Consider the following 21844-nt stretch of genomic DNA (forward strand, 5'->3'; position numbering starts at 1 on the left):
TTCATGACATCCAAAAATAAATTGAGATCGGCCGAGTGAGGTACATTTTTACCGTATCTTCCCCAGATTCTGGGCATGGAAATCAGTCGGCGTGAGGCCCTCCGACTCGGTGGCACGTCGACGCTGGGCGTTCTCACGGCCGGGTGTACGTCGCTTGGCGGCAAGTCCGGGACGGATACCACGGACGATCTCGAGACGGTCCCGGCAGGTGTCTCGGCCGTGGCCCACGCCGACGTGGCAACCCTTCTGGACGACGATGCAGTGCGGCGCGTCGTCGACGCGGGGCTGGCTCCGCTATTGCCCTGGGAAGATGGCGGTTCGGATGCCGAGAGCCAGTCAGCGCTCGCTGCGCTTTCGACGCGAACTGACCTCGATCCGGCGAACGCAGAGACGGCAGTCGGCTTCGCGAAATACCGGCCGGACACCGACCGTCGATACGTCGGCCTCCGTATCGATTCGAACTGGTCGGCGAAGTCGTTCGTCGACGCCGTCGAGCAGGCCGATTTCCCGCTCACTCGCCACACGTACCGCGACCGGCCGCTGTACGAATCCGGCGACGCCGGCCCGTCTCTCGGGGTCATCGATGACGGGAGCTATGCGATCGGAACGCCGCCGGCAGTCCGGGCGGCGATGGACGTCGATGCAGGCATTCTCGACCCCGTCGACAGCGACCTCCGGCGTCGGCTGGCGGCGACACGGTCGCTGCCGTTCGGTGCCGCCGCGCGCGTGCCCGACGAGTTGCCGTTCGGGACAGCCGGGATCGGCGGGATGGTCGATCCGGGGCAGTTCGTCGCGCTCACGTCGGTCACCGGCAAGGCGTATCGGGACGACGACGGCGTCGGTGCCGTCGTTCGGCTGCACGCCGAAAGTGCTGCCGACGCCGAGGATGTCAAAGCCACCGTCGACGGCGCACTCGCGGGGGCGCGAAGTCTCACGGCCGACGGGGACACACGCGAGGGGCTGGGGGCGGTGACCGTCGACAGGAGTGCCTCGACGGTCGTGGTCGAGGTGTCCGGGCCTGCCGATGTCGCGGTGACTGTCGTTGAGGGCGCTGCCGAGTTCCTCGCGGGGGTGACTGGCGTGGACCTCACAGACACAACCAGGAACGCCGGCGAGCCATGAGGGGCATCGGTCCGCTGCTCCGGAAGGACATCGCCTGGGGGAAACACCGCCTCGCTGCCCTTCTCGTGCTGTTCGTCCTCGTCCCAGCCGTCGTGGCCGGCGGGACGCTGTTCTTCGAGCACACCCTGCCCGAGAACTCCCCGGTTGCGATCACGCCGGCGGACGAGGACGTGACTGAGGCGGACCTCGACGTAGTCCGGGGCGGCGTCGCGTTCGTCTCCGATCCGAAAATCGTCGACTCACGCGACGCGGCCTTTTCCCAGCTCCGTCGTGAGCAGGTCTATGCCGTCATCGAGGTCCCCCCTGGAATCACTGACACCGACGGATCGGCGACGATCGACATCTCCGTCCACGGAAGCGTCACCATCTATCGCATGCCGTCCCAGGTGCTCGGTACCATGCTGTCGGATTCGCTCGACGAAATGCTCCCGGCGGATATCACGGGCGAGCGATACGTCATCGGCGACCGGAAGAGTCTCTCGGAGTACCTCCTGCCGACGATGGCCATGCTCGTGGTCATGCTGGTGGCGTTCGCGTACGTCCCTGCCGTGCTCGCCAGAGAGGCCCAGGTGTTCGACCGCCTCCGGCTGGACAGTTCACTCCATCGGCTGGTGGTCGCGAAACTCGTCTTCGTCACGGGGCTGGTCCTCGTGAGTCTGGGCGTTATCTACCTCGTCGGTCGACTCCTGGGCTACGGCCTCCAGCCGCCATCGGTCGTTGCCGTCGGCGTGTTGGTGTTGTCGTTTCTCGGCCTCTCGGGGCTGAGTATCTCGATCTCGTTCGCGACCGACTTCAGCGACGCCGGCCGCGTCCTGAACGTCGTCTGCTTTTTCGTGTTGGTCGTGCTGTCGAACCTCGCGTATCCGGCCGGGTTTTTCTCCCCGCTGAGCAAGTTCGTCGCACGGCACAACCCACTCCACTACGCGATGATCGTCGTCCGGAGTGAACTCCTGCGGGCGGTTCCGGCCAGAGTGTACGCTCCCTGGATCGCCGCCGTTGCGGTCGTCGCGGGACTGTCACTGTCGGGAATGTGGCTCACGATCGAGACGTACAAACGAGGACACTGATGAAACCGATCGAACTCACGGACGTCGAGAAGTCCTACGGCAAGGCAACGTCCCTCGAAGCGATCTCGCTGTCGTTCGAGCCGGGATGGCACATCGTCCTCGGACCCAACGGCGCTGGCAAGACGACCCTGTTTCGACTCCTCCTCGGGTTGACGGACCCCGACGCCGGACAGCTATCGATCCCCGACGGCTCCGTCGGCTGTAGCTTCCAGGAACCGCAGGTGTACGAGGGGCTCACGGTCCGGGAGAACCTCGAAACCTTCGGGGAGATCGCCGGCTCGTCGACGGACTGGCTCGAAACGCTACTCGAGCGGTGTGGATTGACCCGGATGGCCCATCGACCCGCCGGGGCCCTCTCCGCGGGATTTCGGTCCCGACTCGACGTCGCCCTGGCGTTCGTGAATCGACCGGATATCGTCCTGCTCGACGAACCGCTCGCGGACGTCGACGACGAGTACGTCGGTCGACTCCGGGAGTTCTTCCTCGAGTATGCCGGACCGGACCGGCTGTTCGTCGTCGCGACCCATCACCACGACCGGTTCATCGAGATCGCGGACACGGTGACGATTCTGGCCGATGGCCGCGTCCAGTGGACGGGCGATCCAGCGACGGCACCCGCTCACGACGGCGATATCACGGAACTGTACCGTGACTCGATCAGTGTCGACGGAACGTGATCAACGGCTCCGGAGAACGGCCCCCACCATCCGAGGCTGTAGCCGACGCGTTCAAGAGGAGCCACGGCAAGGGTCTGACAATGGTAGGATCGAACGCGAAAGGCGACCGCCGGGAGCGCGAACTCGTCAACGAACTCGACGAGGCGGGCTTCGCCGTGATGCGTGCGCCCGCGAGCGGGTCGGCCACCGAGCGCGAACTCCCGGACGTGCTGGCTGGCGACGGCGAGGACTTCTATGCGATCGAAGCCAAGTCAAGCGCCGGCGATCCCATCTATCTCGACGGCGAAGAGGTCGAAGCCCTGCTGTTTTTCTCGCGGAACTTCGGCGCGCGCCCGCGGATCGGCGTCCGGTTCGACCGGGAGGCGTGGTACTTCTTCCACCCGGCCGACCTCTATACGACCGACGGCGGCAACTACCGCGTCAAGCGCGAGACGGCGATCGCCGAGGGGACTGACTTTGCGGAACTCGTCGGTCACTCCGAGAAGGTCCGCCTCGACGAGGTCGGTGACGACGGCCCGGATTCGGCGACACTCGACATCCTCGCGGCATTCGAACGCGGCGACATCTCCCGGGAGGAAGCCGCTGAAATGCTCGAGTGATCGGTCGCCCGGTCGTCGGGATCTCCACCTGAAACGTGGGGCTGAAGACACTCGGCCCCCGGGTGGAGCCGTCGGGATGGGGCCCCAACGACAGCAGCGCTTCGAAGCGCTTTTGGACCGCCCTGTGGAACGAACGGGCGAGACAATGGAGCGCCAAACCGCCCTGGAGGCCGCTGTATCTATCACTATCGTCGTGGGATTTATCGGCGCGTTAGCAGTTCTTACCACGGTGTATTCGACCGACGGCGGCCTCGGGCCGACCGGCGGATACGCACTGGTCGCCGCACTGGTCGGGTTCATCATCGTCATGTCCGGGGTCGGACTCGTTCTCACGCGGATGGATTCGGCCGAGGCGGTCGATCCGACGGAAGACGACGACAGCGAGTAGTGGACCTGGTCGACGAACGACCCGCAGCGGGTTCTCGGAATTGTCAAAACGATTAGTCGTCCGCAGCGTCGCGCTCACGCCAGTCGATCATCTCCTCCTCGTCGGCGTCTTCGAGTTTCGCCTCGTAGTAACTGAGCGGATGCGAGATCTCCTCACACAGGTCGTCCATGTTGACACAATCACCGTAGGACTGCATGGTTGCACACGCGGGCGGGGAGTACTCCGTCGGCGATGTTTCCCCCCGAATGTGATCGGTCTGATAGCGGGTCATCTCCTCGCCAAAGCCCGGATTGACCTCGTAGAGGTCGACGATGTCGTCGGTCGCCATCCCGATCGACGCCAGGAACGAGGTGATCGCAAACCGCGAATGATGCGCGAGGTGTTCGCCCTTCTGGACCTGATCGAGCAGTGCGGTCATACACGGCGGGAACAGTTCCGGGACGACAGTGTCGATTTCGCGGGTCAGATCGAGTTCGTCCAGGCGCTCCTCGACGGCCGCGACATCCTCGGCGAGCGCGTCGGCGATCGGTTCCGGAACGGTGAGCGGCAATCCCGCAAAGATCCGCTCTTCGACAGCCTGCCGGAGTAGTTCGAGCAACTCCTCGCGGTCGACCGGCACCCGGCCGTCGGCAAGCGATCGGTTGACGAGTCGCCATGGCTCGCCACGTTGCCCGGCCGCGAGGTCGAGATACGCCCCGACGGCGACCGAAAAGCGGTCCGCCTCCCTCAGTCCGCCGGTCCCGCGGGCCTCGATAGCCCCCGTCAGGTCGAACTCGGCGAGCAGGGTCCGCAGATCGAGTTGCTGTCGGTCGGTCGACCGGAACTCCCCCGCGGCGAGTTCCGCCGTGAAACGTTCGTGTGCCGTTTCGGCTTCCGCGCGGGCGTAGCGATGTGTCAGCGCCGGCTGGTCGATCAGCGAGACGATGACCCGCGCGACTGGATACGAAAGCAATTCGACGCGAGTCTGGCGGTGGGTATCACCGACAGCCCCGTCGAACAGTGCCGACTCCACGCGCTCGCGTCCACGGTCGACGGCCGGGCCGCGCTGGGAAACGACCGTCGCGAGATCGACATCTGCCGCCTCGACGGCCTGCCGGGAGGCGTCGAGGAACGGATACCGGGCGTGAAGCGACTCCATCGACATGGCGATTGGACTGTCCGGGGATAAAGCCTCGGGACTGCAAATGACTCACTGCTCGTACTTCGACTCGATTTCGCGGATGACCTGCTCGTCCTCGCCGCCGTCGCTGATGGCGGCCGCGTATCGCTGATAGTCGTCCCGACTCACTTCGAGGACCCGGGACTCACCCTGGCGCGTCACGCGCAGGCGAACGGTGCCGTGCGGGTCGTTCCGGACGTGGGAGTTCGCAAGCGTGGCAAAGACGAACCAAAGCGAGAGCGAGCCCCCCAGGAAGTAGACGGCCGCAGTGTGAAAGGCCAGCGAGTGCTGGGTTGCCGTCCAGTGGGCCGGATAGGCGTACCAGAAGAGCCCGACGCCGGCAAGCGCGACGATAGTTCCGAGGGCGACACCGAGTCGCTGGCGGCGACTGGAGGGCAACACGGCGACGACGCCCAGGAACGTCCCCGGCACACCCACGCCTGCAACCACTCCGGCAACCCGGTAGGTCGTCGTCGAATCCAGCCCGAGCGCGTCCGAGAGTGGCGTCGTGACGAGCGTGATCGCGACGACGACGGCAAGCGCACCCGCGAGGAAGACAGCGATCCCGGCGTGAATCTGGCGCGGGCGGCGATCGCCCCAGCGGGCGTCGTCGTAGGCTTCGCCGAGGCTCGGCATACCGAAGCCGTCGGTCCCCACACACAAAACGCTACGTCAGACGGACGCAAGACGAAAGTGGCTGTTCGGCCGCAAAACGGGAGAGTCGCCATCGTGCGGTCGAACCGACGGGCTGTTCCGGACCGAAAGCGTGGTCTCGGGTCCAGTCTCGCCGTCTAGTCGCTCTGGACCCGCGGCGCGAGCATGTAGGTGACCGAACCCTGCCCCTCGGCAATATCGAAGTGCATCTTGACGGGGAACTCCTCGCCGAGTTCCATCGTGACCTCGGCGTCGTTCGGGATCGCCTTGTTCATGTCCTTGAGATAGTCCAGCGAGAACAGCGACCGGGCGGACCCGGCGGTCAGGTCGATGAGGTCCTCGCGACCGAGTTCGAGATGGACGTCGTCGGTGTCGCCCTCCGCGTCGACGTAGAACAGCTCGTCGGTCTCGTCGACCCCAAGGGCGACGTGATCGCTAACCATGTCCGAAGCCGTCACGGCGCGGTCGACGTCTCGACCTTCGAGGACGATCTCCGAGGCGAGATCGAGATCGGGCAGATCGGGCTCCTGGCGGATCGAATCCGGGTCGATCAGTGCGAGGGTATATTCGAGGCCGTCGATGGCGATCTCGAGCTTGCGGGTCTCCTCGTCGAGTTCGAGGTGGATGAGTTGGTCGGAATCGGCCATCCCGGCGATGTCTTCGAGCCGCGAGAGATTGACCCCGATGACGCCGCCGTCGGTCTCGTAGGACTCGAAGGCGGCAGCCGACAGCGTCAGATCGACCATGCCGACGTTGGCCGGGTCGACCGCTCGGATCTCCAGCCCGTCCGCTTCGAGCCGCAGCTTACACTCCTCGACCAGCACGCTGACGGAGTCCAGTGCCGTCCGTAGCGTGTCCGCACTCACGATGGCGTTGAACATCTTGGAGCGAGGTACGACCGCATCCATTAAAAAGACTTCACGTTGTGTCGGCGACGGCTCACAATTTGTCCCTTGATAAGTCCAACCGGAAATTATTTTTAAATGGTGTATGTTTTCGACAAATATGTCCTGGAGTGGTGGGCAATGGAAATTGTTCGCGGTCGTTGCATCGGTTCTCATGATCGTCTCGATAGTGCCAGCAGGGACGGTATCTGCCGGGACAGTCACAGAAACCGCGGGGAATACAGCGCCGGTTGATACTGTCCCGAGGTGGCAATGGACGGGCCGCCGGTGATGTTGAAAGCCCAAGCCATGGAACAAGTCGAGAATTTCTCAACCCCTGCGACCGATCTCGAAGCAGCCAGAGAGCGCGCCCGCTCGCGCCTGAACGAGTCGTTCGCGTATTACCAGGATCCGACACGCATCGACGACCAGCACGCGTTCATTCGCGATGCAACAGCGCTCCGCGCACTGACTGACTTCGACGGGACTGATCAGAGCACGCGACTCGACCAGATCGTCGAGTTGGTGGCGACAGCAGACAACCGGTCCGCTCGGCAGGTGATTCGTGATGCCGAGTATGCCTTCACAGCGACTGAAGCGGACCTCGGTCCGGGAATGATCAACAGTGTCGAAGCGCACATCGACAACGCCCGGCGACAACTCGACCGGGCCGAGCGGATTCGTGATCGTGCTGGCAAGAAGTCGGGTGCCCAATCCATCCGCACGACTGCGCAGGCCATCCGGACGTGCGGCTCTGCACTCAAACAGGCCCGGACCGCGTTGCGATTGATCGATCGCAAGGTCGGCTCGGACGTGACGCTGACCCGACGGACGGATCCGATCCGCAACGGGAGCGAGTCGGTACAGTACACACTCGTCGGCAACGTCACGAATCCGACCGGCCTCGACACAACGAACGTTACCGCGACGATCAACGATGACCGTTCAGTCGACCTCCCGCTTCGGAATGACTATGCCAACGGCACTTTCGCGAAACCCATCAACCTCACCGAGCGGGTGAATACGATCGAAATTGCGGCTGTCGAAAGCAAAGACGGTCAGCAGTCGAAAAACAGCAGCGATGGCGGCTCACCAGGTCAATCTAAGGCATCTCAGACAAGTACGGTTGTCCTTCGACTAGACGGTGACGGATTACCCGATACCTACGAGGAAAATATAACGGGCACGGATCCGCTAGATCCGGACAGTGACGCACCGTCGACGGCGGTGAACGAGGCTAATAATGGCACGATCGACGGGCGTGAGGACTTCGACGGCGATCGGTTGATCACTGCTCGCGAACGCAAACTGGGTACGGATCCGCTCGATGCGGACACTGACGATGACGGCCTTCTTGATGGCTGCGAAACCGGGATTGGGACAGAGCCGCTCGACGCCGATACTGACGACGATGGAACACCTGACGGCGAAGAAGACCTCGACAGCGACGGGTTGACCAACGCCGAGGAATACGACGCCGGGACACCGCCACAGTACGCCGACATCGACGGTGACGGGTTGACCGATTCCCAAGAACTCGCCAATGGGACTGATCCGTGGCAAGCCGACACTGACGACGACGGCCTCGACGACGGCGTCGAACCCACCGAACCGTTTGCGACAGACCCACTCGATCCCGACACTGACGACGACGGCACTCAAGATGGCAACGAGACATACACAACCAGAACGAGCAATGAAAGTCTGGGCGTTGACGTTGAGATAACCGGTCAGGGGAACGCTGCAGCCGAAACAACAGTGCAAAAACCGTCGAACGTTCAATTCTCGGAAAAGTATGGTCCGCCGAACGTCTCAGCATCGTCGTACGTCTCCATCGAAACCCAGGCCGAGATAGACAACGCGACAGTACAGATCGACTATGACGCAGCCAATATATCGAACGAATCAGCACTCGCTGTATACACGTTCAATCAGACCAGGAATACCTATCAACCGCTCCCCAGTACCGTGGACGCTTCGAACGAATCAGTAACAGCACGAACGGAGCATTTCTCGAAGTTCGTCGTCTTCAACCAGCCTGCCTGGCACGCGTTCCTCGACCGCCGCGCAACGTCTCCGATTGAGACGCATGGGATCAGCGTGATCAATGAGACGTTCGAGAACCTGACGAAGTGGACGTGTTCAAATATCCCGCGGGATCCAGACGACTCCTCCCTCGATTCGCCGACGAAAGGATTCTGTAAAATCGAGGACGGCGCGGCAAAAGTCCAGGAGGAGACCAACCGGGCGAGGTTCCTCAATCGGACGGTTCGTTTACCCCGTTCGGAGCTTCTCGGTAACCGTTCATTGTACTTCAAGAGTTCTCTCCAGGCACACGTCAATGCCGAGTGGTCAAACGCAGCGATCAATCTATATATTTCGCCAGTCAGCGACACCGATGCCGGAACGAAATCCCAGCGGATTTTCACATTGAGTAACGACGGGAGCAACGAAGACGAGACGGTGGCTGCCGCGCCAACCATTGACATCAGCGAGTATGCCGGCCAGAATGTCCGTATCTCGCTCGAAGCGGACGGACGGTGGACCTATCAGAATCAGAATACGACGGCGTGGATCAAAGTTGACTACATCAACATCAGTACGGCGAAGGCGGCGGGTGAAAATGCCGATCGTGACGGTGACGGCATTCCGGATCGTCTCGAAAAACGTGGCGTCCCACTCGCGAACGGGGAGCGCGTCACCCTCACGTGGCTTCCAAGCGAGACGGAATCAGAAGAAGCGCCCGGATACGATACGGACAATGACGGGCTTGCAGATAGCCAGGAAGTGCTGATCGACCAGCCGGTGTACGCGGACACCAGCTATCGAGGAAGGACGTTCGTCGGATACGAGTGGCGGAGTCATCCGACGGATCCGGACTCCGATGACGACAAATTGCTCGACTCGACGGAAGTCAACGGTTGGGAGATCGATACGATCAACAAGAGCGGACAGGCGTATCGATGGGCAAACAGCACCGAACAGCCAGCGAATGGGACACTAGAAGTCTCCTCGGATCCCCAATCCACGGATTCGGACGGTGATGGACTGACCGACTTCGAGGAGAAGAGACACACGCATACGGATCCGCGGAGTTCTGTGACGTATTCACTCTCTCAAGAAAGAGCAGAATTACTTGATGGTGTACGAATGCACCGGGATAAAGAGTTCCTGATGGATGTTCTGGGTGTCTCTCCTCAGCTGGCTCGCGGTCCGATCGCGGCGCAACCGGGTATCGTTGACGACGCCGGAACTGATTTCGACTTCGTCGTCGATGATTCGGTATCCCCGGGCGGATCTAAACCTCGACCAATCGACCGCGTGACGTTCATCGGCCTCGATGACAAGAATCAAACAGATATCTGGATGTCGAACGAGGAAGAACTCAGCTGGAAGGCACCTCCAAGGTGGGACGCAGAAAAACCGCTTGACCCGTGGGATCCTGACACTGATGACGATGGCCTGACTGACGGCCAGGAAGTGGATGGACGTTCCGTGGCTACTGGCGGGTGGAATGACCATCAGTATACGTGGGATCGGATGTATGATTCTTCGAACCCGACCGATCCTGACACGGACGGCGACGGCTACTGGGACGGCTTCATTGGCGTCCACGGTGTCGGGTATTCGGAGAACGTGATTCTGTATCGGGAACACTTACACGATAGTGATTCAGGTGTCCCAGCACCGAGCGGGGTTCGCGGGGATGAAACGGTCCCTGAGCAGGCGTTACTGCACGAGGTGTCCGGAGAGACGCCGGGCGCTAATATCTACGATAATGGGACTCGGTATCACTCGAAGGTTCACGTCGGTGAGTTGCATTGGGGCACGTCGCCGACTGACGAACACAGCGAACCCGACACGTCCTGGACGATCGAAGTGGATTTCTACGATGGGATCCAACACGAGGCGATCAACACGTCAACGTGGGAAAACGGTATTGAGCAGAACATGCAGTTGTACGGTCTGGACGTGGATCTGATCCGTGACGAAACGATAACCGACCAGATGTTTCGCAACAAAATAGGTGAGGAACCGAAAGGCATGCCAGATCAGGAACTAACCGATGGAATCTCATATACTCTCCCGGAAGGGGGCAAGGAGTTAGAAACGACATACGGCAATTTCGGCGAATCCCGACAATCCAGCGACGAATGGCTTCTCGTCGGTCCGAATATACAAAACAATCTCCAGTTTACCCTTTACGGAGGGAACCCCATCGGACCGACGATGGCCGTACATGTGCCAGATCTCCAATCACTCCGCTCTAATATTTCGGTGCCAGTCCAGCACTCACCCTATCAATCGGAACTGGCCATGCTGACGGCCGATACCACAATGCACGAGATCGCCCATTCGTATTGTGTGGGTCTCGCCGACGACGAGGGTGTGGATATGAACAAGTGCCTGATGCAGGATGAAATCTACAGTGGAAGCAACGCGGATGAGACACCGGAATACATTTGGAATGAAAAGGAGCGATCGTTGATGGGTGTGAATTACAGGCTACAATTTGGCGATCCGATGGAAGGTGAATATTTCATCTTCAGCATTCAGGAATTGTTGAGCACCAATGAACCCGAATAAGCGAACCATCGTCATTGGGATCGGTCTGTCGGTCGTCATTGTACTCGTGAGCGTTGTCGCATTTCAAAGTATTTTCTTGCACGAACAACCAGAACCGTCAGGAGATCGCTCACGGATACACACGAGAGTTGACTTTGATGGACAGTTCTCAGTAGAACCACAGTTCAATATCAACGGAACAATCGGAACGTACGGAATTGGTCAACGCCAGACGCGGTTCAATAACCTCAGTATTAGACTGTATCGCGAAGACGGCACACTCATCAAGAGCCAGTGTCTGGGGACACTCACGTACGAACACAATATATATTTCTCTCTAAGGTCGGAGGAGTTGCCAAAGTACGTGGTCTTTGTGTCGCCCGAATTCTGGACAAAACCTACCGTAGACGATTTTCAGGTGGATTATTTCTATTACGGAAATGGAAATTATTTGCCGATCACCTGGACGGAGCCATCTGACGTATCGATCGACCTCAAGCGCCATCGACCATGCCAGAACACCGACCAAAGCCGCTGAATCCCGCTCATCATACCACAATGCACGAGATCGCCCATTCGTATTGTGTGGGTCTCGCCGACGACGAGGGTGTGGACATGAACAAGTGCCTGATGGAGAATGAAACCTACAGTGGAAGCAACGCGGATGAAACGCCGGAAGAGATCTGGGATTTATATCGACGATCGTTGATGAGCTCAAATTACAAGCAGCAAGCAGGCACGCCGATGAACGGTCGTTACTTTATTTTTAGTATTCAAGAGTTGCTAACGATCCATGAACCGAAATAAAAGAGTTATCGCTGTCAGTCTCGTCTTGGTAGTCTTGATAGTTGCGGGTAGTTTCATCTTTATATTCGAGGATAGTTCAGAGACAAATGCCGATAAACAGCTGAATCCTCCAAGACAGCATAATATCGTCTACTTCAGTGGGGATATCACCGCCGAACCGGGGTTCAATATCACGGGAAATATTCAATTATCTGGTCTTCATCAGCAACAGACGAGGTTCGACAATTTCAGTATCCGGCTGTACCGAGAAGACGGATCACTCATCAAGAGCCACTGTATGGGAACGCTCACGGATAATCGGAATCTGAACGTCTCACTCACATCTAACGAGTTGCCAACGTATGTGGTTTTTGCGTCCCCCGAGTTCTGGACCAAATCTACCGTAGATGATTTTCAGGTGGCGTATTATTATTTCGGGAATGGCGATTATCTCCACATTCGTTGGACGGAACCATCTGACGTATCGATCGACATCAAGCGCCATCGACCATGCCAAAACGCCAACTGAACCGACAGAACTCCGCCGGTCGTCTATTCGATTTAGAATCTACTAGTAGGACTGAAGCCACTGTCAGCAATCAAGAGCTGCTAACGATCCATGAACCTGAATAACAAACTCCTCGTTGGGAGTCTCATCTTCGTGGTTCTAGTAGTGGCTGGTGGTTCTATATTTGTCTTCACGGGCGGTATTGGTCACGAGGAGAAACAAACACCGAACTCACCACCACAACAGCATACGGATATCGATTTTGATGGAGATATTTCAACAGATCCACGATTCAATCTCACGGGGACTATTGAGATTGGAGGCATACTCAATGGATATCCCTCTTTCACAAACGTAAGCATCCGACTCTATCGAGACGATGGGTCGATTATCGATAGTCGTTGTCTAGGAACTATCTCTGAGGAAAAGGCATTGAACGTCTCACTCACGGCCAACGAGTTGCCAAAGTACGTCATCTTTGCGTCGCCCGAATTCTGGACAAAACCTACCGTAGACGATTTTCAAGTGGATTATTTCTATTACGGAAATGGAAATTATTTGCCGATCGCCTGGACGGAGCCATCTGACGTATCGATCGGCCTCAAGCGCCATCGACCATGCCAGAATACCGACTAAAGCGATAGATCCCCGCCGACCACCCATTTCCTTCAAAATCCACTTCCAAGACCGAAGCCACTGCTATCATCCGGTAGTTGCTAACAGATCGGGCACTCTATAGCGATACTATCGGCCCGGACACGACAGTGAGGCGATCCCTCACCGAACAGTATCGGCCCCCAGCCACCAACCGCCACTGTCATTGAGCACCATGACCAGGGGACAGACATGGATGAAATCTGGTTCGTCGCCGCCGGGGTGGGCCTCGTTCTCGCGATCGTGATAGTCCTGTGGTGGGGCCGATCGTCGGAGAGGGCCGCCTCGCGGCAGGCACACGAGGCCGCCCAGGGCCGGGAGCCACCGGTCGAACTGGGCGAAGTCTACGAGTTCGGCGTCGTCGAGTTCACCGATCACCACTCCGGCGAGCGAATCGCCGTCGGAAAGGTCGAGGGGTTCGTGCTATTTACCGAGGACGTCCCGGCCGCCGTCAGCGAAGGTGATGTCATCCGGGCGAAGGTGCTCTCGTTCAACGAGGGCCGGACCTCGGCGGACGCGACGTTCGTCGAAAAACGTTGAGGGGCCGCGCGACGGCCGGCGAACAGCACCGTGAGAGGGCGCCTATCCGCGAAGGGCTTTCGCACCTTTCGAGAGGAGCAGGTACAGGACCGCAAACGGTAACAGGGGCAACAGCAACAGCAGGATCGGCAGCAAGACAAGATAGCCAACCACGTTCATCTGGAGGTTGGGACGTTCCGTCGTCAGCGGCGTCACCGTCCGGAGCGCCTCCTCGATAGCCCCGTCTTCGTCGGACGTGCTCATACGACGACTATGGCCAGACGGGCTATAAAAGGTCCGCACTGTCCACAAGATCCGCCGGCTACGTTGGGTGGAGCGCGATCATCGCGATCGAATCCCGGGCCGACCTACCAGGAGACGACGGTTTCGCCCTCGGGGGCGTGCTCTTTGACGGTGAGCATCTCCTCGCGGGCCGACTGGCGGGTGTCGTGGGGTTCGACGCTCTCGGCGAGCGCCGAGCCGTTCTCGTCGATGAGTCGCCAGATCCAGCCGTCGTCGCGCTGGGCGAACTCGAAGGAGACCTCGTCGATCTCGAGGATGCTCGCTTTCCCGGTCGTCTCACGCGCCTCGTCGATGGCGTCGGCGACTGCGTCCCGAGTCTCGTATCTGCCGGCGCTGACCGCCCGTACCGTCTCGTCCTCGTCGATGAGTCGCCACCGCCACTGTCCGGCTGCATCGCCATCCGCGTCACCGGCGACGGACGTCTCGCCCGCGAGGTCACCCTCCCGGTAGGGCTCGAACGCAAGCGTCTCGATATCCATCCGTTCGGCATCGCCGGCCCGGGCCTGGACCATCTCGACGTCGTCGATGACGTCCCCGCGGCTCTCGTAGGTCCGGGGACTCACCGCGAGATCCCGCCGATCCGCGTCGATGAGCCGCCATTGCCACTGCTCGCCCCGCCGGTCGACCCAGATGACGCCACGGCCGATGTCGAAGACCGGGGCGTCGGCGGCATCGGAAATGAGGCGGTCGATGTCCGTCTCGGCGGCGGTCCGGGTTTCGTAGGTCCGTTCGCCGCCGGCGACGAGGTTGCGATCCCCGTCGATGAGCCGCCAGTGATAGCCGGCGTTCTGGCGGAGCTGTACCGTCACTGCCCCCATCGTGTCGATCGATCCCTGAGCGCCAGCCTCGCGGACGTTGGCGATCGTCGTCGTGACGTCGTCGTATGTGGGGTACTCCTCGACAGATTCGGCGAGGATCGTCCCGTCGGTGTCGACCAGCCAGAAGCCCCAGGTCTCCTCGTCGCTGACGAGCTGGAAGGTGGCATGTTCCATCGCACGAACGGCCGCGTCGTCGATGTGATCGATCAGGAAGTTAACGGCCTCCCGGGCCTCGGCCCGTGAGGGATAGGACGTGGCGCTCTCGGCGATGAGTTTCCCGCCCTCGTCGATAAGCCGCCAGGCGTAATCGCCGCCACCAGTCAGGTGGATCTCGAACGCGGCAGTGTCGATCTCAAGAACCTCCGCGTCGGGCGCGTTCTCTTTCAGCGTCCGCATCCCCTCGGTGACCTCGGCTTTGTCCTCGTAGGACTCGCCGCTGTCGGCCATCACCTTCCCGTCCTCGTCGATGAGTCGCCAGCGCCACTCGCCGTCGGACTCGTACTGCTGGAATGCGGCCTGCTCGAATTCGATGAGGTCGGCAGCAAGCGCCTGTTCACGAACGCGGTCGGCCGCCGTCTCGGCCTCTTCTCTGTCCGCGAAGGCCACAGTACTGTCCGCGAGCACATCACGATCAGCCGAGACCAGCCGCCAGTGCCACTGCTCGTCGGCGGGGTACACCTCGTAATCCGCCCCCTCGAATTCGATCGTCTCGGTCTCGCTCAGGGCCGAACGCGTGCGTTCCGCACTAGCCGTGGCGTCGCCTTCGTCGGTTGCGTGGCCGTGCATCGTGGCGATGATTTCGTCGGCACGATCCCGGAGTCGCCACGTCCAGCCCGCGTTGGCTGGTTCGAACTCGGAATCAGCGCCCGACCAACTGTCGCTTTCGTAGACCTCGTATCCCGGTGAGCCGTGTTCGATGACGGCCGCCGCCGAGAGTTGCCGGGCCATGGTCGTCCCGGCGGCCTCAGCCTCACCGCGCGAGTCGAAGGTCCCGTCGCTCGTGACCAGCGGATTGTCGGCGTCGTCGATGACGCGCCACCGCCAGCCGTCGCCGTCCTCAAACAGCTCGATGGCGATGGTCTCTACGGCGAGCGCGCGTGGATCCTCGACCCATTCGAGGAAGCGATCGATGGCAGCCTCGGCGTTGGCCTCCTCACCATAGGCGTCGGGCCCCGCAGCGAGTGGACGGTGGCGTTCGTCGATGAGTCGCCAGTGCCAGCGGTCACCCTCGTCCTGAGTGATGTCGAAGGCCGCCCCCTGGATCTCGACGAGGCTGGCGTTCGGCGTCTCCTCTTTCAAGAAGTTGACTGCCGACTCGATCGCGTCACGGTCCGCGTGGGCGTCATCGCTGGCCGAGATGATACTCCCGTCGGCGGTGACCAGCGACCACTCCCACTCCTCACTCTCGGTCTGGTACAGTCGGAAGGCCGCGGTCGTGATATCGAGCAGCCCGGCACCGGCGATCTTCTCACGGACCGCCTGGACTTCCATCCGTGCGTCGGTGTCGGTCGCCACCGTCGTGGCACTCTGCCCGATCGCGTCACGCTGGATCGTCCGCCAGGTCCAGTCGTTCGTCGGCGTCTCGAAGACGGTGAAAAACGCATCCCGAGTCGCATCGCCGACGAGTATCGGTGCCTCGTCGTCGCCCAAGCCGAGTTCGGGTTCGACCAACAGCCCCTTTTCGCCGGTGACGATCGGGACGAGGATGGCGACAGCGACGATAGTCCCGATGCCGAGCGTATAGACGGCAATGATTTCAGCGCTATAGGCCGGCCCAACCGTCCAGGCACCGGGATAGATCTGTGTGAAAGCGATGATGCTCAGGAAGGCAATAGCGAGGCCAAGAATACTGGCTTGCATACCACGCCGACGGACCGGCAAGAGCACGACCACGGCGAATAGCCCCAAAGCCAGTCCGATGGCCGAGAGGACGATGGCGATCTCCCGGATTTCGAAGTTCCCCGCAAAGAAGTGCTGTTCGATCTGGAAGACGAAGACCCCGAGCAGCCCCGTGAGACTCCCCAAAAGCAACAGCCAATAACCGTAGATGTCACGTTTGGACTCCGGTTCCCCGATGTACCGGTGATACAGTTCGACGAGTTTCTGATCTCGAATGTCGTCGACAGCCATGTGTTGCCATCACCGTATCTAGGATCGGACTAAATAAATATACGACACGTTTCAAGCTCATTCGATCCCGAAATGACTCTTATAATATCGATATCAGCAATAAGTTTGGAGCCATTCGGTCGAGCCGACAGGAAGACAGCGAGGGAATGGTTTTCAGAATGCGCAAAAACCGCGATCAATTCATATATCTTACGTTTCTGCCGGATCGCCGCGGATCAATGACAGTCGAAACGGTACAGACAGCGGTCGCGGGACGAACGAGTCGGGAAAGCGACAAACTGGTCGATACCGACCCGGGAGTGTAGCCCGTCGCGATCACTCCTCGATGTCGATCGCCGGGCGGCCGGGTTCGGTCTTGCCGACGAGGTCGTCGGGCGCGTCCTCCGCAGCCAGGACCGTAACCGCGGCGTCGAACTCCCGTTCGATCAACCAGGCGGCCCGCTCGAGGGCGGCCTGTTCGCGCTCGGGAGCGAGGAACTCCTCGACGTGACCCCGGCCGGCGAGTTCCTTCGCGTAGTCGGCGGCGTCCTCGCCGTAGCGTTGGAGGTCCTCGTTCTGCATGACCGCCGGGACGACGTTCTCGGCGTCGCGAGCGATCTCGGCGACCTGGTGCATCCAGGCGGGCGCAACCGCGAGCGTGATCTCGTCGGGATCCTCGATGCCGACCGTCTCGACGATGTCCCGGACGTCCTCGCGAGTGTCCTCGATCAGGCGGCGTTCGAGGGTATACTCCTCAGGGGCTTCCCCCGCGGGCCACTCGGCTTCGACCAGCAAGCCGTCGGTGCCGAGAACGTCGGCGATCTCCTCGCCGACGTGTGGCGCAACCGGCGCGAGGAGTTTCGTTGCTGTCGCCAGTCCATGCTCGAACGTCTCGGTATCGACGGCTGTCACGTCCCGGTACCGGCGCAGCAGGGAAACGAGTTCCCGGACCGCCTGCAAGGCATGGTTGAACCGGAAGTCCTCGTACTCCGCAGTCGTCCTGGCGGCGGTCGCCTCGATCTCACGGGAGACGTACTCCGCGATCGCCCTGTCGGTGTCGTTCCCGTCGTCGGCCGTCGCTACCTCACCCGCCTCGTACTCGACTGCCAGCGTGTAGAGGCTTTGCAGGAAGTCATGGGCCGAGCGGACGCCCTCCGGGTTCCAGGCGAGTTCCTTCTCGGGCTGGGCGGCCTCCATGATGAACAGCCGCGCCGTGTCGGCGCCGTACTCCTCGATGATTCGCTGAGGGGAGACGCCGTTGCCGCGGCTCTTTGACATCTTGTTGCCGTCCTCGCCCAGGACCATCCCCTGGTTGGTGAGGTTCTCGAAGGGTTCCCGGACCCCGGAAAGCAGGTCGATATCGTCGAGGACCTTCGTGAAAAAGCGCGCATAGAGCAAGTGCATCACGGCGTGTTCGATCCCGCCGACGTACTGATCGACCGGCATCCACTCGCTTGCCCGCTCGCTGTCGAACGGGGCATCCTCGAGATCCGGCGAAGCGTATCGCAGGAAGTACCACGACGACCCGATGAAGGTGTCCATGGTGTCGGTCTCGCGTTCGGCGGGGCCACCGCATTCGGGACACTCGACGTGCTTCCAGTCCTCGGCGGCGTCCAAGGGGTTGCCGGTCGTGTGGACGAACTCCGGCAGTTCGACGGGGAGGTCCTCCTCGGGCACGGGGACCGCGTCGCACTCGTCACACCAGACCATCGGAATCGGCGTCCCCCAGTAGCGCTGCCGTGAGATGCCCCAGTCCCGCAGGTTGTACTCCGTGCGGTGCTCGCCGTCGAATTCCTCGACGAATCGCTCGCGGGCGTCTGCGCTTTCCAGCCCGTCGAACTCGCCGCTGTTGACGAGCACACCGTCCTCGGTGTAGGCAGCCTCCTGAACGTCGATGTCTTCGGGATCGATATCGGCGTCTTCGGTCGGTTCGACGACCTGCTGGATCGGGATGTCGTGGGCCGTCGCGAACTCGTGGTCGCGGTCGTCGTGAGCGGGCACCGCGTAGAGCGCGCCGGTCCCGATATCGGTCAGCACGTAGTCGGCGACGTAGACCGGGATCTCCTCGCCCGTGGCGGGATTGACGGCGTACTCGCCGGTGAACACGCCCGAGGTGACGTCCAGGTCGTCCTCGTCGGCTTGTTCGGCCATCTCGACGTATTCGGCGACCTCGTCGTTCTCGTCGGCGATCTCCCGGGCGACGGGGTGTCCCGGCGCGAGCGAGAAGTACGTCGCGCCGTAGATCGTGTCCAGGCGGGTCGTGAAGATGTCGACCTCGCCGTAGCCGGGAATCTCGAAGGCGACGCTGGCGCCCGCCTGTTTGCCGATCCAGTTGCGCTGCATCTCCCGGACGTTGTTGGGCCACCCATCCAGCCCGTCTAAGGCCTCGTAGAGTTCCTCGGCGTAGTCGGTGATCGTGAGGAACCACTGGTCCATCTCGCGGGTCTCGATCGGCGTGTCACACCGCCAGCAGAGTTCCGCTTCGCCTTCGACCTGTTCGTCCGCCAGGACCGTCTCGCAGGAGGGACACCAGTTCAACTCGGACGCCTGGCGTTCGACGAGTCCTTCCTCGTGGAAGCGCTCGAACAGCCACTGGTTCCAGCGGTAGTACTCGGGGTCACAGGTCGCCAGTTCTCGCTCCCAATCGTAGCCAAAGCCCATCCGGGAGAGTTGCTCGCGCATCGAGTCGATGCAGGAAAGCGTCCAGTCACGTGGGTTGGTGTCACGCTCCTCGGCGGCGTTCTCGGCGGGGAGGCCGAAGGAGTCCCACCCCATCGGATGGAGGACTTCCTCCCCGCGCATGCGCTCGAATCGAGCGAACGCGTCGGTGATCGTATAGACGCGGACGTGTCCCATGTGGAGGTTCCCCGAGGTGTAGGGGAACATCGCCAGGACGTACGCCGGATCCTCCGCGTCGTCGGGGATGCGGAAGACGTCAGCCTCCGCCCATTCGTCCTGCCAGGCGGGCTCGATCTCGGTGTGATCGAACCCGTGATCGCGCTGATCGTGCTCTGTGGCCATCTTGGCCCCATCTGAGAGGGCGATACTGCTATACCTTTCTCTTCCGGGGTCACTGTAGCGCGAACACGATCGTGGGCAAGCGGTGACTGTGAAACGGCGTTCGCGCCCGTATCGAGGGAACGATTATTGGCTGTGGGGACGTCACCTCGGGAGATCATGGAACTCCCCGAGCAGGTCACCACGATCGTCGAGACGATCCGGGAAAGAGCCGCCGTCGAGACCGTCTACGGCGAGCCGATCGAACGCGACGGCCGGACGGTCGTCCCCGTCGCCCGCATTTCGTCGGGCTTTGGCGGCGGGTTCGGCGAAGGGGACGGCGGAAGCGGTGTCAGCGGCGGTGGCGGTCTCTCGGCGAAGCCGGCCGGGGCGCTCGAAATCACCGACGAACACACCCGATTCGTCCGGTTCGACGATCGGAAGCCGCTGTTCGGCGCAGCCGTCCTCGGCATTGCAATCGGGTGGCTGCTCGGACGAGTGCGTGAGTGACTGGTTCCCGTGTGACCGAATCTCGAGTGGAAACGAAGGGGTTGAGACGGATGGCGACTCCGAGCGATACGTGAGATCAGTTAGAAAATCAGTCTGAATTCACGATATTTGCTTCCGCCCGGAGTGTGGCCGCTTCGATATGTCCGAACTCCGCCCGGCGATGGCAGGACGGACACAAGGAAACGACATTGTCGATGGTGTGGGCGTCTGTTTTCTCATACCCATCTGAGTTGACAAACGCTCGAACCGGGATGATATGGTGAACATCGGGGTTCCGACCGAGACTATCGGAGTCAATTCCACAGTGTATGCACTCGAATTCGTCACGTTCGAGTGCTTCGCGGCGGACTGCATTCCATCCCTGACCGTAGTTTCCGGTGTCACCACCCCGCCAGTTTGGATGACCGTCACCGCTGAAAGCGTCGGAGAGCCATTCGTGGTGACAGGCTGGACTACAGAGGGTGACTTCACCGTCCATCTCACTTGGATATCGTTCGACAGTCGTCCCGCAAACGTCACACGACACCGTCACTTTCCCACCGTTCCAGCGTGGATTAGCCGGTCCGTCGATGTCGGGCAATTCCCGCCATGAGACAGATTCGACGCAAGTACTGCATAGAACCCCTTCTTTCTCGGAGGGGTAGTACTCAAATTCCGTACCACAGCTGTCGCAGGTGGTCGTCTCTTTGCCACCGGAGTAGTTCGGATTGTGTTCGCCTGCGAACGATATCGCCTTCGATCGACAATCCTCCGAACAGTATGTTTTCTCGTACTCACAGTAAAACTGTTCGCCACATTCAGCACACTCTCGATTCGGCAATTGCTCACCGTGGCGACGACTGTGATGGACACCAAGACCACGCCTCGTTTCGAACACGCGTTCACACGTCGGACACTGAAATTCCTGCACAAGTACTGTGGCACCGCACCGAGTGATAAACGAGAGCCGTCAGCCTCAGATATGATTCACACTTTTAGATCGCGGAAATAAGGTCCGGGTGCGAGAATCGAACCCGCCTCTCAGCCTCCACAAGGCTGAAGGATAACCACTACCCCAACCCGGACACGCTGAGAGCACTTGCATCTATCTCGCTGTCGTTCAAATACGTTACGACTCATTCGGGCGCTGTCCCGACGTTCATACCCCGGCGTGTGTGGACACGAAAGCGCGAACTAGCCCGTGCTGAGACAACCCGAGGACCGGGCCCGATTCTCGCACCCGGACTGTGCGAGATCGCGAATTCTTGAGCGATCTCGATTTCTGCGAGCGGGGAACGAAGTGACCCGCGAGCATTCTACGGCGAGCAAACCGCGAGCCCCGCAGAAATCCACAGAGAATCGAATCGGACCGAGGTTCTGCGCGGAGCGCAGGCCCTCACAAGAAACAACCGCAACGAGCGGTTAGTCAAGGCTTGGACTATCTGATGCCGCAACGGAGATAGTAGTATGAAGAAGATTTTTGTGACAGTGGAAATGAACGATTTGTATGAAGTGAGTCAAAGACACGGTGATCTCGAACCTCGC

General features: G+C 60.7%; 18 protein-coding genes and 1 tRNA gene. 10 read left to right on the forward strand and 9 right to left on the reverse strand.

The annotated features are described in order from the left end of the window. Positions 1 to 75 precede the first annotated feature (75 nt). From SVXhr_RS14410 to SVXhr_RS14430, 5 genes are all read left to right on the forward strand, one after another. Positions 76 to 1122, forward strand: a complete 1047-nt coding sequence (locus SVXhr_RS14410; RefSeq protein WP_275738234.1) for a hypothetical protein — start codon at positions 76 to 78, stop codon at positions 1120 to 1122. Beyond that, positions 1119 to 2189, forward strand: a complete 1071-nt coding sequence (locus SVXhr_RS14415) for an ABC transporter permease (RefSeq protein ID WP_275738236.1) — start codon at positions 1119 to 1121, stop codon at positions 2187 to 2189. The genes SVXhr_RS14410 and SVXhr_RS14415 overlap by 4 nt, the downstream gene beginning before the upstream one ends. Then, positions 2189 to 2866 (forward strand): ABC transporter ATP-binding protein, encoded by a 678-nt coding sequence (locus SVXhr_RS14420; RefSeq protein ID WP_275738238.1) that lies wholly within the window; start codon positions 2189 to 2191, stop codon positions 2864 to 2866. The genes SVXhr_RS14415 and SVXhr_RS14420 overlap by 1 nt, the downstream gene beginning before the upstream one ends. A gap of 80 nt (positions 2867 to 2946) precedes the next feature. Continuing rightward, positions 2947 to 3465: a Holliday junction resolvase Hjc gene (hjc, locus tag SVXhr_RS14425; RefSeq protein WP_275738240.1), complete on the forward strand. Its 519-nt coding sequence runs from the start codon at positions 2947 to 2949 to the stop codon at positions 3463 to 3465. Between the two features lie 145 nt (positions 3466 to 3610). After that, entirely contained in the window at positions 3611 to 3853 is a 243-nt protein-coding gene (locus SVXhr_RS14430) for a hypothetical protein (protein ID WP_275738242.1), read from the forward strand. Positions 3854 to 3905: 52 nt separating this feature from the next. On the opposite strand, the gene priL is transcribed toward SVXhr_RS14430, so the two are convergent. The 4 genes from priL to SVXhr_RS14450 all read right to left on the reverse strand — a co-directional run bounded on the left by priL (position 3906) and on the right by SVXhr_RS14450 (position 8212). Next, the gene (gene priL, locus SVXhr_RS14435; RefSeq protein WP_275738244.1) at positions 3906 to 4991 is read right to left on the reverse strand and encodes a DNA primase regulatory subunit PriL; all 1086 of its coding nucleotides are present in this window, start codon (positions 4989 to 4991) and stop codon (positions 3906 to 3908) included. A 51-nt stretch (positions 4992 to 5042) separates the two neighbouring features. Beyond that, on the reverse strand, positions 5043 to 5648 hold the full coding sequence (locus tag SVXhr_RS14440) for a hypothetical protein (protein ID WP_275738246.1): 606 nt from the start codon (positions 5646 to 5648) through the stop codon (positions 5043 to 5045). Positions 5649 to 5803: 155 nt separating this feature from the next. After that, positions 5804 to 6547 (reverse strand): DNA polymerase sliding clamp, encoded by a 744-nt coding sequence (locus tag SVXhr_RS14445; protein WP_275738248.1) that lies wholly within the window; start codon positions 6545 to 6547, stop codon positions 5804 to 5806. A gap of 1197 nt (positions 6548 to 7744) precedes the next feature. Beyond that, complete coding sequence (locus SVXhr_RS14450) at positions 7745 to 8212, reverse strand: hypothetical protein (RefSeq protein WP_275738250.1); 468 nt, start codon at positions 8210 to 8212, stop codon at positions 7745 to 7747. A 96-nt stretch (positions 8213 to 8308) separates the two neighbouring features. Here SVXhr_RS14450 and SVXhr_RS14455 point away from each other — a divergent pair, with 96 nt between their 5' ends. The 4 genes from SVXhr_RS14455 (at position 8309) to SVXhr_RS14470 (ending at position 13604) form a co-directional block, all read left to right on the forward strand. After that, positions 8309 to 11137, forward strand: coding sequence for a binary toxin-like calcium binding domain-containing protein (locus SVXhr_RS14455; RefSeq protein WP_275738252.1), 2829 nt, complete (start codon positions 8309 to 8311; stop codon positions 11135 to 11137). Between the two features lie 489 nt (positions 11138 to 11626). Then, positions 11627 to 11923: a hypothetical protein gene (locus SVXhr_RS14460; protein WP_275738254.1), complete on the forward strand. Its 297-nt coding sequence runs from the start codon at positions 11627 to 11629 to the stop codon at positions 11921 to 11923. A gap of 598 nt (positions 11924 to 12521) precedes the next feature. Beyond that, complete coding sequence (locus tag SVXhr_RS14465; RefSeq protein WP_275738255.1) at positions 12522 to 13046, forward strand: hypothetical protein; 525 nt, start codon at positions 12522 to 12524, stop codon at positions 13044 to 13046. A 210-nt stretch (positions 13047 to 13256) separates the two neighbouring features. Further along, positions 13257 to 13604 carry a hypothetical protein gene (locus tag SVXhr_RS14470; protein WP_275738257.1) on the forward strand — a complete coding sequence of 116 codons (348 nt, stop codon included), beginning with the start codon at positions 13257 to 13259 and terminating at the stop codon, positions 13602 to 13604. Between the two features lie 42 nt (positions 13605 to 13646). Here the strand turns inward: SVXhr_RS14470 and SVXhr_RS14475 are convergent, their stop codons facing one another. The 3 genes from SVXhr_RS14475 to leuS all read right to left on the reverse strand — a co-directional run bounded on the left by SVXhr_RS14475 (position 13647) and on the right by leuS (position 19834). Further along, entirely contained in the window at positions 13647 to 13847 is a 201-nt protein-coding gene (locus SVXhr_RS14475; RefSeq protein WP_275738259.1) for a hypothetical protein, read from the reverse strand. A 104-nt stretch (positions 13848 to 13951) separates the two neighbouring features. Then, the gene (locus SVXhr_RS14480) at positions 13952 to 16834 is read right to left on the reverse strand and encodes a YegP family protein (RefSeq protein ID WP_275738261.1); all 2883 of its coding nucleotides are present in this window, start codon (positions 16832 to 16834) and stop codon (positions 13952 to 13954) included. Between the two features lie 315 nt (positions 16835 to 17149). After that, positions 17150 to 19834: a leucine--tRNA ligase gene (leuS, locus tag SVXhr_RS14485; RefSeq protein ID WP_275738263.1), complete on the reverse strand. Its 2685-nt coding sequence runs from the start codon at positions 19832 to 19834 to the stop codon at positions 17150 to 17152. 156 nt (positions 19835 to 19990) lie between these two features. Here leuS and SVXhr_RS14490 point away from each other — a divergent pair, with 156 nt between their 5' ends. Next, a complete protein-coding gene (locus SVXhr_RS14490; RefSeq protein ID WP_275738266.1) occupies positions 19991 to 20320 on the forward strand; it encodes a spore germination protein GerW family protein in 330 nt (109 codons plus the stop codon). An 88-nt stretch (positions 20321 to 20408) separates the two neighbouring features. On the opposite strand, the gene SVXhr_RS14665 is transcribed toward SVXhr_RS14490, so the two are convergent. Both SVXhr_RS14665 and SVXhr_RS14500 read right to left on the reverse strand, forming a co-directional pair. Further along, entirely contained in the window at positions 20409 to 20798 is a 390-nt protein-coding gene (locus SVXhr_RS14665; protein ID WP_345799496.1) for an HNH endonuclease, read from the reverse strand. Positions 20799 to 21312: 514 nt separating this feature from the next. Next, positions 21313 to 21384, reverse strand: a tRNA-His gene (locus SVXhr_RS14500). Between the last annotated feature and the right edge of the window lie 460 nt (positions 21385 to 21844).

The sequence above is a fragment of the Halorhabdus sp. SVX81 genome (genome assembly GCF_029207715.1).
Taxonomy (GTDB): domain Archaea; phylum Halobacteriota; class Halobacteria; order Halobacteriales; family Haloarculaceae; genus Halorhabdus.